Origin of the sequence: Ferrigenium straubiae, assembly GCF_051257895.1 — a bacterium.
GTDB classification, from domain to species: Bacteria; Pseudomonadota; Gammaproteobacteria; order Burkholderiales; family Gallionellaceae; genus Gallionella; species Gallionella straubiae.
In genome coordinates this window covers 2,308,859-2,325,510 of the sequence record NZ_CP194331.1, presented here as the reverse complement: position 1 = coordinate 2,325,510, position 16,652 = coordinate 2,308,859, and the positions used below count along the sequence as shown (strand labels likewise).

The following is a 16,652-nucleotide window of genomic DNA, read 5'->3' as shown; positions in this document are numbered from 1 at the left end:
CATTCACCATGCGCGTCTCACAATTTTTCATCTCCACCCTGAAAGAAGCCCCATCCGAGGCGGAGTTGCCCAGCCACCGGCTGATGCTGCGCGCGGGCTACATCCGCAAGCTCGCGAGCGGCCTGTACACCTGGATGCCGCTCGGCCTGCGCGTGCTGCGCAAGGTGGAGAACGTCGTGCGCAAGGAAATGGACAAGAGCGGCGGCATCGAACTGCTGATGCCTGCCGTGCAGCCCGCCGAACTGTGGCAGGAAACCGGGCGCTGGGCGGTGTTCGGCCCGCAGATGCTGAAAATCAGGGACCGGCACGACAACGAGTTCTGTTTCGGCCCGACCCACGAGGAAGTTATCACCGACATCGCGCGCCGCGAGATCCGCAGCTACCGACAGTTGCCGGTCAACTTCTACCAGATCCAGACCAAGTTCCGCGACGAAGTGCGCCCGCGCTTCGGTGTGATGCGCGCGCGCGAATTTGTGATGAAGGATGCCTATTCGTTCCATGCCGACTATGCGAGCCTGGAGCAGACCTACCAGGTTATGCACGACACCTACAGCCGCATCTTCACGCGCCTCGGCCTGCAGTTCCGCGCGGTCGCGGCGGACACCGGCGCGATCGGCGGCAGCGGCTCGCACGAATTCCACGTGCTGGCGGATTCCGGCGAGGACGCGCTCGCGTTCTGCCCGGATTCGGATTACGCGGCAAACGTGGAACTGGCCGAAGCTGTCGCGCCGGGCGAGCCGCGCGCCGCCGCAACGCAGGAGATGCAGAAGGCCATCACGCCCGGACAGAAGACCATCGGGGAAGTCGCCGCCTTCTTCGACACTTCCGCAGAGAAGGTACTGAAGGCCATTGCGGTGGTGACGTACGAGGACGAATTCGTACTGCTGCTGCTGCGCGGCGACCACCAGCTCAACGAGATCAAGGCCGGCAAGGTGCTGGGCGAGTTCCGCTTCGCCAGCGACGACGAAATTCACCGCAACATGAATTGCCGCGCCGGTTACATCGGGCCGGTGAATACCGGAGTGCGCCTGCTGGTCGACCGCTCTGCTGCCGCATTGAGTGATTTCATTTGCGGCGCGAACGACGACGGCTTCCATTACACCGGCGTGAATTTCGGGCGTGACGTGGCGCTTGACGAAGCGAACGTGCACGACCTGCGCAACGTCGTCGCGGGTGACCTATCGCCGGACGGCAGGGGCGCGCTGGAAATCTGCCGCGGCATCGAGGTCGGGCACATCTTCCAGTTGCGCAGGAAATACGCCGAAGCGCTCAACGCCACCTTCCTCGACGCGCAGGGCAAGGCGCAGATCATGGAGATGGGCTGCTACGGCATCGGCGTGTCGCGCATCGTCGCCGCCGCGATCGAGCAGAACTACGACGAGCGCGGCATCATCCTGCCGGCCGCAATGGCGCCGTTCCAGGTCGCCATCGTGCCGATCGGCATGGGCAAAAGCGCGGCGGTGCGCGAAGCGGCGGAGCAGCTTTACGCCAAGCTTGTCGATGCGGGTATCGAAGTGCTGCTGGACGACCGTGACGAACGCCCCGGCGTGATGTTCGCCGACATGGAGCTGATCGGCATCCCGCACCGCATTGTCATCGGCGACCGCGGCCTCAAGGAGGGCAATGTCGAATACCAGGGGCGGCGCGATGCGCAGGCGCAGGCCGTCTCCTTGCAAAGTGCGGCGGAGTTCGTAAAATCCGAATCATGCAAGTGACCACAACGTCCTTTTTGCATCGTTTCGTCCTGCTGCCGCTGTGCCTGTCCGGGCTGCTGCCCGCTTCCGGTGCGCTTGCCGGCGCGCAGCAGGAAGAGGCACTCTCAGCCAGCGTCCGCGCAGTATTGCAGCGCAGCGTATCGGACCAGGCAGCATCCAGGCTGGCATTCGGCACGCAATCCGAGGCGGATGTATGGCTGAAGGAGATGTCGCACCGCTTGCGCAAACGCATGCCCGATGCCGAATCGCGCCTCGATTTCCTGAGCACTGTGCATTACGAGGCGACCCGCGCCGGGCTGGAGCCTGAGTTGGTGCTGGGCTTGATTGAAGTGGAGAGCGGTTTCAGGAAATACGCCGTTTCGGGCGCGGGCGCACACGGCTATATGCAGGTGATGCCGTTCTGGGTCAGGCAAATCGGCTCCGGGGATCACAACCTCTTCCACTTGCGCACCAACCTGCGATACGGCTGCACCATCCTGCGCCATTACCTGGACATCGAAAAAGGCAATCTGTATCGTGCGCTGGGGCGTTACAACGGCAGCCTGGGCCGCCCCGAATATCCCAACCTAGTGCGTGCCGCTTGGCACAACAAGTGGTCTCTGCCGCGCAAGACGGCCGACAGCGGCCTGCGCACGGCAGTCAATTGAATTTTTTGTTCCTGATGTAGGTCTCGACACTCTCGCGCGTCACTTCCCCGGTCTGATAGCTCACCTGCTCGCCATTCGGCGCGTACAAATAACTGGTCGGCAACGCTTCCACCTTGCCTATCTGCGCCGCGAGCCTGTTGTTGCCCAGCACGATCGGGTAACTGATGCCGTGTGCCTCAATGAAATCAGCCACCTTCTTGCTGGAGCCGGAACCCATGGCAACGCCGATCACCACCAGATCGTGGTCCTTGTGGGCGTTATGCAGGCTGCTCAACTCGGGAATCTCGGTCAGGCATGGCGGGCACCAGGTTGCCCAGAAATTTACCAGCACCCACTTGCCACGATAATCCGCCAGGCGATGTGTCCTGCCTTGCATATCCTCAAGCGAGAAATCCCCCGCATACCCCGAAAACGACCAAGCCAGCAACGGCCATATCAGCAACTTGCGTAACAACATGACTGCCCCCAGCTCTATCGAATAGTTATCAGTGGCCGTGCTTTTCCGGTGTTTTTTCGTCCTGCGCCGTCTCGCCACCCGTGCCATGCTCGGAAGCATGGGTCAGATACAGCGCCAGTGCGATCAGCGCGATGCTTGCGCCGAGATAGACCAGGTCCAGCGGCGTACTCATGTGCATGCGCAGGGCTTCCTCAAACAGCGTGACGATCATGATCATCAGGATCACTTTGGCCAGGCGCGACTTGAGGTCATCGAGGTTATTGATGACCAGTATCTTGCTGGAAGACTTGCTGCCATGCGCCTGGTCGATATCGCTGATGAACAGCTCGTACAGACCCAGCGAGAAAATCAGCATCACCGTCGCCAGCAGGTAGCCGTCCACCACCTCGACGATATGCGACACCGTACTGTCATGCAATGCCTTGCGCGTCTCAACAGTCAGGCTGGCATCGGCGTAATGCAAGGCGTGGCCGAACAGGTTCACCACGTCCACCGTGGCCATGTAGAAAATCGCAATGCCCGCCAGCAGGCTGCCGATCACCGCCGCCAAGATCATGAAGCGGCTGTTCCATAGCGCGCCCTCGAATAATTTCTCAAAAAAACCCATGCCTTGCTCCCGCCAATAAAAAATGTCGCGCATTAAAGCGTAAATGACTACCTTCCCGCAAGGGCTGCATACCCCCGATCCGGTTAGCTCAAGTTACCGATTAAGTCAAATTATTCACCTTAATTTTCCGATTCAAATAGTGCTTGCAAAAAAATAATGACCCACTAGAATTAGTAGAAATTTCGCAACAAAACACTAGATATAGTGTTTTTTGGTTTCCCGGGCCAAAAACGGTCTATGCAACCCTGGAGTTAATATCGTGCCTGTTACAGAAAACATCCCGACTACAACATCCGACAATAATGCTTCCCAACCTTCCGTCTCCATGACGTCCGATCGACACCAGGGCGACCCGCCACAAGAAAACAACTAGCCAATTTGAGCCGGGGGAGGCTCCATAGTTCCTCGGGCTACAGAACAAATTCACAACATACGCCAGAAAATAGTGCCCACACAACGCAGGTGGCAAGACCACCGGAAGATCAGGCGCGCTGGCTTTAAGGGAGCAACTTAAATGACACAGGAAATCAGCACCGAAGTATTGCTGGAAAAATATGCGGAGCCCGGCGAAAACTCCGTTCAAGACGTGCGCCGCCGCGTGGCGCGCGGCTTGGCTGAGGCCGAAAAACCGAAGCAGCGCGCCAAGTGGGAAGAGGAATTTTTCCTCGGCCAAGAAAACGGCCTGGTGCCTGCCGGCCGCATCAACTCGGCAGCCGGCCTGAAGATACATGCGACCCTGATCAATTGCTTCGTGCAGCCGGTGGGCGATGCGATCTCCGGCATCAGCAATGGCAAGCCGGGCATCTACGACGCATTGCAGCAGGCCGCGGAGACCATGCGGCGCGGTGGCGGGGTCGGCTATGATTTCTCGACCATCCGCCCCGAAGGCGCGATGGTCAAGGGCACGAACTCCCGCGCCAGCGGCCCGATTTCCTACATGCGCGTATTCGACCGCTCCTGCGAGACCGTCGAATCGGCCGGTGCGCGGCGCGGCGCGCAGATGGGCGTGCTGCGCTGCGACCATCCCGACATCGAGAAATTCATCCACGCCAAGGACAAGGGCGACCTGCGCAACTTCAACATTTCCGTGGGCGTCACGGATGACCTGATGCAGGCCGTGGAAAGCGGCGCGGATTTCGAGCTGGTGCACAGCGCCGAACCGTCCGCCGCGCTCAAGGAACAAGGGGCAGCGCAGCGCGCCGACGGCAAGTGGGTGTACCGCAGGGTGCCGGCCGCCGACCTGTGGAAACAGATCATCGAAAGTACCTACGACCATGCCGAGCCGGGCGTGCTGTTCATCGACCTGATGAACCGCGACAACAACCTCTCCTACATCGAGTTGATCGAGGCCACCAATCCCTGCGCCGAACAGCCGCTGCCTTCCTACGGCTGCTGCTGTCTGGGCTCGGTCAACCTGACCCTCATGGTGGACAACGCCTTCACCGCACAGGCCACCTTCAACTACGAAAAATTCCGGAAGCTGATCCAGGTCGGTGTGCGCATGCTGGACAACGTGCTGGACGTCACCTCCTGGCCTCTGCCCGAACAGCAGAAGGAAGCGGCAAACAAGCGGCGCATCGGGCTGGGCTATACCGGTCTGGGTGATGCTCTGGTGATGCTGGGCCTGCGCTACGACACCGACGCGGCGCGCGCGCTGGCCGCCGATCTCACGCGCTTCATGCGCGACGAGGCCTATCTCACCTCGGTGGACCTAGCCATCGAGCGCGGTGCCTTCCCGCTGCTGGACACCGAGCAGTACCTCGCCGCGCCGCGCTTCGCCTCGCGGCTGCCGGAGGAAATCAAGGACAAGATACGCAAGCACGGCATCCGCAACAGCCACCTGCTGTCGATCGCGCCCACCGGCACCATCTCACTGGCGTTCGCCGACAACGCCTCCAACGGCATCGAGCCGCCGTTCTCCTGGTTCTACACGCGCAAGAAGCGCATGATGGACGGCAGCACCAAGGATTACCCGGTGGAGGATCACGCCTGGCGCCTATACAAGGAACAGGGCGGCGACGTGGACAACCTGCCGCCCGCATTCGTCACCGCACTGGAGATTTCCGCGATCGACCACATGAAAATGGTTGCGGCCGTCGCGCCGTTCATCGACACGGCGATCAGCAAGACGGTCAACGTGCCGGCCGACTACCCCTACGAAGACTTCAAGGAACTCTACACCGAAGCCTGGAAGGCCGGCCTGAAAGGCCTCGCGACCTATCGCCCCAACAGCGTGCTGGGCTCCGTGCTGTCCGTCACGCCGGCTAAGAAAGAAGAGCAGCCGCAAGACCTGCTGTTCGACCAGGACCGCCGCATCGTGCTGGAGGCCGCACCCAATCCGACGCTCGCATCGCTGCGCTGGCCGGGCCGCCCGGATCTGCCAAGCGGCAGCGAAGGCTGGGTCTCGCAGGTGGTGGATCACACGCTCGGCAGCTTCGTCGTGTTCGTTTCCCATACCCGCAACGGCAGGAACCACCCGTTCGAAGTCTGGGTGAACGGCGGTGAGCAGCCGCGCGGACTGGGTGCGCTCGCGAAATCGCTGTCGATGGACATGCGCGCGCGCGACCCGGTGTGGCTGCGCATGAAGCTGGAGATGCTGATGAAGACCGCGGGCGACGACGCCTTCGACATGCCGATGCCGCCCGATGGCGAAATGAAACGCATGCCCAGCCTGGTGGCGGCGTTCGCCCACCTGCTGAAATACCGCATCGAGACGCTGGGTGCGCTGGAAGTCGGCGAAGGCGTCACCACGCCGATGATGGATGCGCTGTTCGCCAAGAAGGAACCGAAGACTGGCACCGACGGCACGATGAGCTGGACGGTGGACATCTCCAACGCCGGCACCGGCGACGACTTCGTGCTCGGCCTCAAGGAACTGATGATGCCGGACGGCCAGCGCCGCCCCTACTCGATGTGGCTCGCCGGGGTTTATCCGCGCGCCCTCGACGGCCTGTGCAAGGTGCTGAGCCTCGACATGCGCGTCATCGACCCGGCCTGGATCGGCATGAAGCTGCGCAAGCTGCTCAACTTCGGCGAACCGCTGGGCGATTTCATGGCGCGCGTGCCGGGCGGGGAAAAAATGGAAAGCTACCCTTCGACGGTTTCCTATGTCGCCAAGCTCATCATCCACCGCTACGCCATGCTCGGCATCCTCGACGAAAACGGCTATCCGGTGCAGCAGATGGGCGTACTGGAAGTCCCCGAGGCGCAAAACAAGGCCTCCGGGATCAAGCCGATGACCGGCAAGGTCTGCAAGGAGTGCGGCAACGCCACGCTGATCAAGAAGGACGGCTGCGAATTCTGCACGAGCTGCGGGACGATAGGCGCGTGCGGCTGACCGCTTGTCCGAACCAATGGGTCTCTACATTAACTAGTTAGAACTCTATATCTCAATGCTTGGAGAAATTTATGACTGATGAAAAACAAAAGCCGCAAGAAGAGGCCTCTCCCGACTGGGGGCATCGCCCAATAAAAACTGCCAGCATCCAACAAATTGAGGATGCGTTTTCAAAAGCATTGGGCGAGTTAACTGGCATGGCCTACAAGGTCAGCATTAACAAACTCGACTTAAACCACGGGCTTAATGCGTGGTTATCCGACACCTCATATATCGAACTTTCACTATCTCGCCCGCAATCAAATGAAAAGTTTCCGTTCTAACCCTGCGGTCAAGTCCGCTCCGCTTTCGCTGCGCTGGGACTGCGCTAAAGCGCAGCCCCTTACCTCCACGTTAGGGTGCGGCGACCCTTTCGTTGATCAGTCATTAGTACCAATAAAGGGAGAAAACTATGGGAATTAAGCCAGGTCCAAAAAGAACTGCCAAATCAACTGGGAAGCCAGATAGGCGCCAACGGGATAATAAAGAAACTCCTAGAAATACGCCCTCGCTTAAGCCTCACAAACACAAAAAAGGTGATTAGCAAGGGTTAATTGCACCAAGTAGGCTAAAGGGGTCAGCTTGCCCCCCCTTAGCGCTTGAAGCTGACCCCTTTAGTTGGACCCCTTTAGTTGCGAATCAGAAAGCCGGAAAAAAACGAGGGGGCAATGCCCCCTCGTTAATTTTCAGCCTGTGACAGACGGATCAGTGCTGATGTCCGCCCGATGCCGCTCCGCCTTGCGGGACCGCTTCGCCCTGCGGCGCCGCTCCTCCATGCTGCATTCCGCCGTGCATGCAGCAACCGCCTGCGGTCCCGCAGGCCGCCCCGCCCTGCGCCCCTGCCCCGCCATGATGCATCCCGCCATGCATGCCGCAGCAACCACCCGCTGCGCCACAGGCCCCTTTACCTTCCGCCGCCGCACCTCCCTGATGCATTCCACAGCAGCCGCCCGCCGTGCCGCATGCCCCTTGTCCCTGAGCGCCCTGGGTCGCGGCCTGTTTTTCCTGCTCCTGCGCCTTGTCCGCAGCAACGGCAGTGCCGACATTCAACATGACGCACATCGCAGCGGCCAGCGCCAGCAATGCGAATTTTGATCTTTGCATGTCAACCTCCTTGAAATCCGTTCAGGGCAAAAACTTCCAGATGCGGCGCCGCCCCGTTTCGCGCCCCGCACAAGATGCGTAATCGATATAACAAGCGCGGCTATTTCCTGAGTGAAATCAGCACCGCCCAGGCGCCCAGCGCGAGGTAGCACAGCAGGGACCATTCCGGGATGCCGAGGGCAAGGAAGGTCCAGCCCTTTGCAGCGCATTCGCCGGAGCCGTGCATCAGTTGCTTCAGCACATCGGCCATCGGCATCGTTTCCAGCATGTAGTCCAGGCCGGGGCCGCACGCCGGAACCTGATCCGCGGGCAGGTGCTGTATCCAGATGTGACGTGCCGCGACGCCCGCGCCGGACAGCGACAGCAGCGCAACCAGCGCCGCATAGACACGCTGACCGGTACGTTTCGGGCCATGCAGCGCGGCCAGCGCGAACACTACCAGCAGGGCGATGAAAACCACGCGTTGCACCATGCACAGCGGGCAGGGATCCTGGTGTTTGACGTATTGCAGGAACAGCGCGAAGCCGATCAGGCCGCCGGCGAACAGCGCACCCGCCAGATACAGCCAGCGGTTGGAGATTTTCCGCCAGAGGCTCACGCTATTCCGCCTCTTCTATCCACGCCGCCTGGATCGCTTCGAGGACTTTCTCGCCGCCGTGCTTCGGGTCATCGCGAAAATCCTCCAGCGCCAGCACCCAGTTGTGCAGGTCGGTGAAACGGACGGTCTTCGGGTCAACCTCGGGGTGCGCCTCCGCGAGCTCGATGGCGACCGTCCTGACATCGGTCCATTTCATTTATGCCCCTCCTTCGCCATGTTGATGGTGTACTTGGGAATCTCCACCACGAGGTTCTGATTATCCACGATGGCCTGACAGGACAGGCGCGAGGTCGGCTCCAGTCCCCAAGCCTTGTCGAGCATATCCTCTTCAATCTCCTCGGCAGGCTCCAGGGAATTGAAACCTTCGCGCAGAATGACATGACAGGTGGTGCAGGCGCAGGATTTTTCGCAGGCATGCTCGATTTCCACGCCATGCTGCAACAGCGCGTCGCAGATCGAAACCCCCGGCTCGGCCTCGAACAGCTTGCCCTGCGGGCAAAGTTCCTCATGCGGCAACACGATGATCTGCGGCATTATTTCACCTCCAGTTCGGAAATATTCTTGCCCGCGAGGACATGCGCCACGCTCTTGTCCATGCGCCTCTGCGCAAAAACGGTCGTCGCATCGTTCAGGACGGTGACGGCGCGTTTGATGGCGAGGTGGTCGGTAAGTTGCAGCGTGTCGCGCAACGCGCCCATCTGGCTTTCAATCCGCGCACGCTCGGCCTGGTCGAGCAAATCGCCATCCAGCTCCAGCGCGTGCTGCACCGCTTCGAGCAATTGCTGCGCCTCGGTCTGCTGCTCGCGCAGCGCGCGCGCCAGCATGTCGTCCTGCGCGTGCTGCGTGGATTCCTGCAGCATGCGCGTGATCTCGGCATCACTCAGCCCATAGGAAGGCTTGACCGCGACCGCCGCCTCGATGCCGCTGCTCATCTCGCGCGCCGACACGTTGAGCAGGCCGTCGGCATCCACCTGGAAGGTCACGCGGATGCGCGCCGCACCCGCCACCATCGCCGGAATGCCGCGCAGTTCGAACTTCGCCAGCGAGCGGCAATCGCTTACCAGCTCGCGTTCGCCCTGCACTACCTGGATGCTCATCGCGGTCTGCCCGTCCTTGAAGGTGGTGAATTCCTGCGCGCGCGCGGTCGGAATGGTGCTGTTGCGCGGGATGATCTTTTCCGCAAGACCGCCCATGGTCTCGATGCCGAGGCTGAGCGGAATCACATCAAGCAGCAGCCATTCGTCGCCGCCGCGGTTGCCCGCCAAGAGGTTGGCCTGGATCGCCGCGCCCAGCGCCACGACCTTATCCGGGTCGAGGTTGGTCAGCGGCGTCTGCCCGAAAAACTCCTCGACCGCATGCTGCACCTGCGGCATGCGCGTCGCTCCGCCGACCATCACCACCCCCTTGACGTCCTCGATGCCGAGTTTCGCGTCGCGCAACGCGCGGCGCAACGGCTGCAAAGTGCGCTGCACGAGGTTCTGCGACATCGCGTGGAACTCGCCGCGCGTGAGCACGTTGTCGATCAGCTCCCCAGTCGACAGCACCGCGGTGATGCGCGTCTCGGCGTGCTCGGTGAGCTGTTCCTTGGCGGCGCGCGCATGGGTCAGGAGCAGGCGCGTGTCCTGTGGGCCGAGCGCGGAGAGGTTGTTTTTTTCCAGCAGCCAGCAATGGATGCGCTGGTCGAAGTCGTCGCCGCCGAGCGCGGAATCGCCGTTGGCCGCGAGCACCTCGAACACACCGCGCGACAGGCGCAGGATAGAGATGTCGAAGGTGCCGCCGCCGAGGTCGTACACCGCATACACCCCCTCGGCGGCGTTATCCAGCCCGTAGGCGATCGCCGCCGCGGTCGGTTCGTTGAGCAGGCGCAGCACGTTCAGCCCCGCGAGGCGCGCCGCATCCTTGGTGGCCTGGCGTTGCGCGTCGTCGAAATAGGCCGGCACGGTGATGACCGCGCCGACCAGTTCGCCGCCCAGTGCGGCTTCGGCGCGGAGGCGCAGCACCTTGAGAATTTCGGCGGACACCTCGACCGGACTCTTCACGCCTGCCGCAGTGCGCAGTTGCAGCATGCCTGCGGTGTCGGCAAAACGGTACGGCAGGCGGCTGATTTCGCCGACATCCTTGAGGCCGCGTCCCATGAAGCGTTTCACCGAAACGATGGTGTTGGCCGCATCCTCGCTCTGCATGGCCTGCGCCGCCTCGCCCACCACGACACCGCCATCGGCCAGATAGCGCACCACCGAAGGCAGCATGCCGCGGCCGTTCTCGTCGTTGAGCACCACGCTGATGCCGTTGCGCACTGTGGCCACCAGCGAGTTGGTCGTGCCGAGATCGATGCCCACCGCCAGGCGGTGCTGGTGGGGCAGAGTGCTCAGGCCGGGTTCGGAAATTTGCAGTAAAGCCATTGTTGTAGGGTGGACACGTTTCTGTGTCCACGCGAGAAAATTGTTAAAAGGTTAATGCAGCGTGGGCACGGAAATGTACCCACACTGCGAATCAAACATCTATCGCATCGTAAGCGGCATGAATTTCTTCCGCGAGTTTTTCCATGAACCGCAGCTTGCGCACCGCGCCGGCGGCCGCCGCATAATCCTTTTCGGCGTCGATTTTAACCGCAAGCTGCGCCTCGAGTTCGTGCGTTTCGCGCTTCATCTGCGCCTCCAGCTTGTCGAGCGCTGCGGCATCTTTCGCCTGCTGCGCATCGACGACCGCTTCGCGCCACTCCATCTGCACCATGAGAAAGTCCAGCGGCATCACGGTGTTGTTGTCTTCCTGGGTGTCCACCCCATGCAGCGACAGCAGGTAACGCGCGCGCCGCAGCGGGCTGCGCAGCGTCTGGTAAGCCTCGTTCACCAGCGTTGCACGCTGCATGGCCATGCGCTGCTCGGCATCGGGCAGGTGTGCGGATTTGTCGGGGTGGACCTGTGCCTGCAGGGCGCGGTACTGCTGCTCAAGCTGCGCGATGTCTATCCGGTAAGACTGCCCAAGGCCGAACAACTGGAAGTGATTGTGCTGGAAGTCAAAACTGGCAGGCTGCATCAGACGCCGAAACTTTCGCCGCAGCCGCACTGGTTCTTCACATTCGGATTGCTGAATTTGAATCCTTCGTTCAGCCCCTCGCGCGTGTAATCCAGTTCCATGCCATCGATATAGGACAGGCTTTTCGGATCGACCAGCACTGTGACGCCATGACTGACGAACTGATGATCGTCACTGGCCACCTCGTCGGCGAACTCCAGCTTGTAGGCCATGCCGGAGCAACCGCTGGTGCGCACGCCGATGCGCAGGCCGACACCCTTGCCGCGCTTGGCGATGAAGTTCTGCACATGTTTGGCCGCGTTTTCCGTCAGCGTGATCGCCATGTCCTACTCCTTGCAACTCACGCTGCAGGCCGGGGTTTCCACCACCGCGCCGTGCTTGCTCTTGTAATCCGCGACCGCCGCCTTGATCGCGTCTTCCGCGAGGATCGAGCAGTGGATTTTCACCGGCGGCAGCGCCAGCTCCTCGGCGATTTGCGTGTTCTTGATCTCCAGCGCCTGATCGACCGTCTTGCCCTTGACCCACTCGGTGACCAGAGAGCTAGATGCGATCGCCGAGCCGCAGCCGTAAGTCTTGAACTTCGCGTCTTCGATCACGCCATCCTTGCCGACCTTGATCTGCAACTTCATCACGTCGCCGCACGCCGGCGCGCCGACCATGCCGGTCCCGACTTCCTCGTCATCCTTGTCCATGGAACCCACGTTGCGCGGGTGTTCGTAGTGATCCAGTAATTTTTCGCTGTATGCCATTTTGTTGCTCCTTATCAGTCGCAGTAAAACGTGAAAGGTGAAAGGTGAAACGGACTCCTCCCGGCAGTGAGGGTGGCGCAAAGCGCCGGGTGGGCATCACTTTTCACGTTTCACCTTCCGCTGATTTTCTCGCGTTCCACCTTTCACCATTTTTAGTGTGCCGCCCACTGCACCGAATTCAAATCTACGCCATCCTTGTACATCTCCCACAGCGGCGACAGTTCGCGCAGCTTGCCGATCTTGTTTTTCAGCAGGTCGATGGCGTAATCGACTTCTTCGACCGTGGTGAAACGCCCGATGCTGAAGCGGATCGAGCTGTGCGCAAGTTCGTCGCTGCGCCCCAGTGCGCGCAGCACGTAGGATGGCTCGAGGCTCGCCGAGGTGCAGGCCGAGCCGCTGGACACCGCGACATCCTTGATCGCCATCATCAGCGATTCGCCTTCGACGAAGCTGAAGCTGAGGTTGATGTTGTGCGGCACACGTTGTTCCATGTCGCCGTTGATATGCACTTCTTCCATGGCCATCAGGCCGTTCAGCAGGCGGTCGCGCAACATGCGGATGCGCTCGTTCTCCTGCGCCATCTCTTCCCTGGCGATGCGGAACGCCTCGCCCATACCGACGATCTGGTGCGTCGGCAAGGTGCCGGAGCGCATGCCGCGCTCGTGCCCGCCACCGTGCATCTGCGCCTCCAGGCGTACGCGCGGCTTACGCCGTACATACAATGCGCCGATGCCTTTCGGCCCGTAGGTCTTGTGCGCGGAAAACGACATCATGTCGACCTTCAACTGCTGCAGGTCGATCGCCACCTTGCCGGTCGCCTGTGCCGCATCCACATGGAACAGGATGCCCTTGTCGCGGCAGATTTCGCCGATCGCGGCGATGTCCTGGATCACGCCGATCTCGTTGTTCACCAGCATGACGGACACCAGCACGGTATCGGGACGTAGCGCCGCCTTGAGCTTGTCTAGGTCGAGCAGGCCGCTCGGCTCCGGGTTCAGGTAGGTCGCGCTATACCCTTCGCGCTCCAGTTCACGCACGGTATCCAGCACCGCCTTGTGCTCGATGGTCATGGTGACGATGTGCTTGCCCTTGCCCTGGTAGAAATGCGCCGCACCCTTGATGGCGAGGTTATTCGACTCGGTCGCGCCGGAAGTCCAGACGATTTCCTTGGGGTCGGCGTTCACCAGCGCGGCGACCTGCTCGCGCGCCAGTTCCACCGCCGCATCGGCTTCCCAGCCGAAGGCATGGGAACGGCTGGCGGGGTTGCCGAACTTCTCGGTGAGATAGGGAATCATCACCGAAGCCACGCGCGGGTCGACCGGCGTGGTTGCGGAGTAATCCATGTAAATGGGAAGCTTCATATTTTGTCTGTCGCGCCTTGTTCGCCTTAAACCGGAGTGTTCCCGGGCTTGACATCCTTCTTTTTCATCACCACGTGCACCGCGGCGGAATCCGTCCTGGCCTGACTGTCCACCAGTTGCCGCAGCGTGACCGAAGTCAGGTAGTCGAAAATCTTTCCGTTGAGGCCCATCCACAATTCGTGGGTCAGGCACTGGCGCTCGTCGTGGCAATTGCCCTTCCCGCCGCAACTGGTCGCATCCAGCGGCTCATCCACCGCGAGGATGATCTCGGCTATCGTGATCTTCTCAGCAGGCCTAGCAAGATAATAGCCGCCGCCCGGGCCGCGCACGCTTTCCACGATCTTGCTGCGGCGCAGCTTGCCGAACAACTGCTCCAGATAGGAGAGCGAAATCCTCTGCCGCTCGCTGATCGCAGCCATGGTCACCGGGCTGTGTCCGCCGCACATCGCCAAATCGGCCATTGCCGTCACGGCAAAACGCCCCTTGGTAGTTAATCGCATGTCATCACCTAATCAATGATTGTATTCAGATTATTCCGAAATACCCCGGAAAGCGTTCCAAATTCCGGCAGGTGGATAATAGAATACCCCAATATTTTAGTCAACTATCCTGTTCAAGTGATTAGGGTCAAATTTGTCAGCGGTAGCGCGTTCCTCATCAACCGGCACGCCCATTTTCTCAAGCTGCTGCAGGATGAAATCGATGCGATGGTCCACCGATACGCTGTGTCCGAGCAGACCATGGATCGCCTTGGAAAGCGGATCGTTCTGGTCGTTGCCGACGCCATAGGCATTGAAGCCGGCGGCAGCTTTCTTCTCTTCGTCGAGAATGCGTGCGGGGATGCCCGCCGCCGTCGCCCCCGCCGGGACGTCCTTCACCACCACCGCGTTCGAGCCGATCTTCGCTCCGTCGCCGATGGTGATCGGGCCGAGTATCTTGGCACCCGCCCCGACCACCACGCCGTTGCCCAGCGTGGGGTGCCGCTTGCCTTCCTTCCACGAAGTGCCGCCCAAGGTGACGCCGTGGTAGAGCGTGACATCGTCGCCGATTTCGGCGGTCTCGCCGATCACCACGCCCATGCCATGGTCAATGAAGAAGCGCCGCCCGATGGTTGCACCGGGATGAATCTCGATGCCGGTGAAAAAACGCGCGATATGCGACAGGAAGCGCGCCAGCCATTTCAGGTTGGCGTGCCACAGGGTATTCGCCATGCGGTGCATGATGCGCGCATGCAGGCCCGGATAGCAGGTCAGCACCTCGAAAGTGGTGCGCGCCGCCGGGTCACGGTCGAATACGCTGGCGATGTCTTCCCTAATATTTTTGAACATCATGGGTGCTCCGAAACATTCCGGTGCTCTTCCTGGTAACGCGATTTGAGGCGCGCATTGTACTCGGTTGTCACGCTCAATATGCCGCGCAGGATGTTGACCTCCTCCTGCTCCAGCCGCGCGCGGGCATACAGGCGGCGCAGGCGCTGCATCAGGCGTGCGGGGTTCTGCGTAGTGAAGAAACCGATCTCGAACAGGGTTTTCTCCAGATGCGCGAAAAATCCTTCCACCTGTTCATGCGATGCCGGCCGGACTTCCGGCATGACCGGCACATGGCTTCGCGCCGCCGCGCTCAGTTCATAGCCCATCACCTGCACCGCAGCCGCCAGGTTGAGCGAAGAAAAATCCGGGTTGGCGGGAATGTTGACCAGCACCTGCGCCTTGCCCATCTCCTTGTTGGTCAGGCCTGACATCTCGGTGCCGAACAGCAACGCCACCGGCTGTTGCGCGGCCTGCTGCAGCAACAGCGGCATCGCCTCGCGCGGGGTCTTCACCTCGATGGAAATATCGCGCAGCCGCGCGGTCATCGCCACCGTGAACACCACGCCCTGCAGTGCCTCGTCAACGGAGCCGCACACCACCGCATCGCGCAGGATGTCGTCTGCGCCGGCGGCCATCGCATCGGCCTGCGGGTCGGGAAAATATCTGGGATTGACCAGGTACAGATGGCGCAGCCCCATGGTCTTCATCGCGCGCGCCGCCGCGCCGATGTTGCCCGGATGGGTGGTGTGGCTGAGAACGACCCGGATGTTCTCCATAAGATTCTGTTTATACAAAGCGTAATTCCAACTAAAATGCGCGCTGAATTCCCCAGCTCATTAAAAAGGTCGTTTATATGCATCCCATGCTCAACATCGCGGTGAAGGCCGCGCGTCGCGCCGGCAACCTGATTTACCGCTCCGCCGACAAGATCGACCACCTCACCATCACCAAGAAATCCCATGCGGATTTCGTCAGCGAAGTGGACAGGGCCGCCGAACAAACCATCATCCAGACCCTGCTAGAGGCCTATCCGGACCACGCGATTCTAGCAGAAGAGAGCGGCGGCCAAGGCGAGTCGGAGTTCCTGTGGATCATCGATCCGCTGGACGGCACGACCAACTTCCTGCACGGTCTTCCGCAGTTCTCCGTATCCATCGCCCTGCAGCACAAGGGCATCATCACCCAAGCAGTAGTGTACGACCCGACCAAGAACGAATTGTTCACCGCCACACGCGGGCGCGGCGCATTCCTCAACGACAAGCGCCTGCGCGTCAGCAAGCGCCTGCACCTTGCCGACAGCCTGATCGGCACTGGTTTCCCCTATACCCGCTTCGAGCACATGGACGCCTATCTGGCGATCTTCAAGGACCTCATCCAGAAGACCGCCGGCCTGCGCCGCCCCGGCTCCGCCGCGCTGGACCTGGCCTGGGTGGCTGCAGGGCGCTACGACGGCTTTTTCGAAACCGGACTCAAGCCGTGGGACATGGCCGCAGGCTGCCTGCTGATCACCGAGGCGGGCGGCATGGTCAGCGACCTGCACGGCTCGGACACCTATCTCAAGACCGGCCATATCTGCGCGGGCAATCCCAACATCCACCCGCTGCTGCTGCAAACGATGGCGCCACATCTCACCGCGGTACTCAAGGGCTAGCCCGGCAAGTCAACCGGCCGAGGGCGGTTTTTATCGCCTCG

19 protein-coding genes are annotated in these 16,652 nt (G+C 61.1%); 5 read left to right on the top strand and 14 right to left on the bottom strand.

Going from position 1 to position 16,652, the window contains the following annotated elements:
- Positions 1-8: 8 nt before the first annotated feature.
- Both ACRRNM_RS11290 and ACRRNM_RS11285 read left to right on the top strand, forming a co-directional pair.
- Positions 9-1,715, top strand: a complete 1,707-nt coding sequence (locus tag ACRRNM_RS11290) for a proline--tRNA ligase (protein ID WP_435628313.1) — start codon at positions 9-11, stop codon at positions 1,713-1,715.
- Positions 1,712-2,362 (top strand): lytic transglycosylase domain-containing protein, encoded by a 651-nt coding sequence (locus ACRRNM_RS11285; RefSeq protein WP_435628312.1) that lies wholly within the window; start codon positions 1,712-1,714, stop codon positions 2,360-2,362. The genes ACRRNM_RS11290 and ACRRNM_RS11285 overlap by 4 nt, the downstream gene beginning before the upstream one ends.
- Here the strand turns inward: ACRRNM_RS11285 and ACRRNM_RS11280 are convergent.
- Positions 2,355-2,819 (bottom strand): TlpA disulfide reductase family protein, encoded by a 465-nt coding sequence (locus ACRRNM_RS11280; RefSeq protein ID WP_435628311.1) that lies wholly within the window; start codon positions 2,817-2,819, stop codon positions 2,355-2,357. The two genes, ACRRNM_RS11285 and ACRRNM_RS11280, sit on opposite strands and share 8 nt — an antisense overlap.
- A 28-nt stretch (positions 2,820-2,847) precedes the next feature.
- The gene (locus ACRRNM_RS11275) at positions 2,848-3,426 is read right to left on the bottom strand and encodes a YqhA family protein (RefSeq protein ID WP_435628310.1); all 579 of its coding nucleotides are present in this window, start codon (positions 3,424-3,426) and stop codon (positions 2,848-2,850) included.
- A gap of 514 nt (positions 3,427-3,940) precedes the next feature.
- Here ACRRNM_RS11275 and ACRRNM_RS11270 point away from each other — a divergent pair.
- Together ACRRNM_RS11270 and ACRRNM_RS11265 are read left to right on the top strand one after the other, a co-directional pair.
- Entirely contained in the window at positions 3,941-6,763 is a 2,823-nt protein-coding gene (locus ACRRNM_RS11270) for an adenosylcobalamin-dependent ribonucleoside-diphosphate reductase (protein ID WP_435628309.1), read from the top strand.
- 71 nt (positions 6,764-6,834) lie between these two features.
- Complete coding sequence (locus ACRRNM_RS11265; RefSeq protein ID WP_435628308.1) at positions 6,835-7,086, top strand: hypothetical protein; 252 nt, start codon at positions 6,835-6,837, stop codon at positions 7,084-7,086.
- Positions 7,087-7,507: 421 nt separating this feature from the next.
- On the opposite strand, the gene ACRRNM_RS11260 is transcribed toward ACRRNM_RS11265, so the two are convergent.
- The 12 genes from ACRRNM_RS11260 to ACRRNM_RS11205 form a co-directional block, all read right to left on the bottom strand.
- Entirely contained in the window at positions 7,508-7,906 is a 399-nt protein-coding gene (locus ACRRNM_RS11260; RefSeq protein WP_435628307.1) for a hypothetical protein, read from the bottom strand.
- 100 nt (positions 7,907-8,006) lie between these two features.
- Entirely contained in the window at positions 8,007-8,504 is a 498-nt protein-coding gene (locus tag ACRRNM_RS11255; RefSeq protein ID WP_435628306.1) for a disulfide bond formation protein B, read from the bottom strand.
- A gap of 1 nt (position 8,505) precedes the next feature.
- Positions 8,506-8,700 carry a Fe-S cluster assembly protein IscX gene (gene iscX / locus ACRRNM_RS11250; protein ID WP_435628305.1) on the bottom strand — a complete coding sequence of 65 codons (195 nt, stop codon included), beginning with the start codon at positions 8,698-8,700 and terminating at the stop codon, positions 8,506-8,508.
- Positions 8,697-9,038: an ISC system 2Fe-2S type ferredoxin gene (fdx, locus tag ACRRNM_RS11245; protein WP_435628304.1), complete on the bottom strand. Its 342-nt coding sequence runs from the start codon at positions 9,036-9,038 to the stop codon at positions 8,697-8,699. Before fdx ends, iscX begins: the two co-directional genes overlap by 4 nt.
- The gene (gene hscA / locus ACRRNM_RS11240) at positions 9,038-10,906 is read right to left on the bottom strand and encodes a Fe-S protein assembly chaperone HscA (RefSeq protein WP_435628303.1); all 1,869 of its coding nucleotides are present in this window, start codon (positions 10,904-10,906) and stop codon (positions 9,038-9,040) included. Before hscA ends, fdx begins: the two co-directional genes overlap by 1 nt.
- A 91-nt stretch (positions 10,907-10,997) precedes the next feature.
- Positions 10,998-11,540 carry a Fe-S protein assembly co-chaperone HscB gene (gene hscB / locus ACRRNM_RS11235; protein ID WP_435628302.1) on the bottom strand — a complete coding sequence of 181 codons (543 nt, stop codon included), beginning with the start codon at positions 11,538-11,540 and terminating at the stop codon, positions 10,998-11,000.
- Positions 11,540-11,863: an iron-sulfur cluster assembly protein IscA gene (gene iscA / locus ACRRNM_RS11230; protein ID WP_435628301.1), complete on the bottom strand. Its 324-nt coding sequence runs from the start codon at positions 11,861-11,863 to the stop codon at positions 11,540-11,542. The genes hscB and iscA overlap by 1 nt, the downstream gene beginning before the upstream one ends.
- 3 nt (positions 11,864-11,866) lie before the next feature.
- Entirely contained in the window at positions 11,867-12,289 is a 423-nt protein-coding gene (gene iscU, locus ACRRNM_RS11225) for a Fe-S cluster assembly scaffold IscU (protein WP_435628300.1), read from the bottom strand.
- A gap of 152 nt (positions 12,290-12,441) precedes the next feature.
- Positions 12,442-13,650, bottom strand: coding sequence for an IscS subfamily cysteine desulfurase (locus tag ACRRNM_RS11220; protein ID WP_435628299.1), 1,209 nt, complete (start codon positions 13,648-13,650; stop codon positions 12,442-12,444).
- Positions 13,651-13,676: 26 nt separating this feature from the next.
- Entirely contained in the window at positions 13,677-14,150 is a 474-nt protein-coding gene (locus ACRRNM_RS11215; RefSeq protein WP_435628298.1) for an Rrf2 family transcriptional regulator, read from the bottom strand.
- 96 nt (positions 14,151-14,246) lie between these two features.
- Entirely contained in the window at positions 14,247-14,978 is a 732-nt protein-coding gene (gene cysE, locus ACRRNM_RS11210) for a serine O-acetyltransferase (protein ID WP_435628681.1), read from the bottom strand.
- Complete coding sequence (locus ACRRNM_RS11205) at positions 14,978-15,736, bottom strand: RNA methyltransferase (protein WP_435628297.1); 759 nt, start codon at positions 15,734-15,736, stop codon at positions 14,978-14,980. Before ACRRNM_RS11205 ends, cysE begins: the two co-directional genes overlap by 1 nt.
- A gap of 77 nt (positions 15,737-15,813) precedes the next feature.
- Between ACRRNM_RS11205 and ACRRNM_RS11200 the strand changes: the two genes are divergently transcribed.
- The gene (locus ACRRNM_RS11200) at positions 15,814-16,611 is read left to right on the top strand and encodes an inositol monophosphatase family protein (protein WP_435628296.1); all 798 of its coding nucleotides are present in this window, start codon (positions 15,814-15,816) and stop codon (positions 16,609-16,611) included.
- Positions 16,612-16,652: the final 41 nt, after the last annotated feature.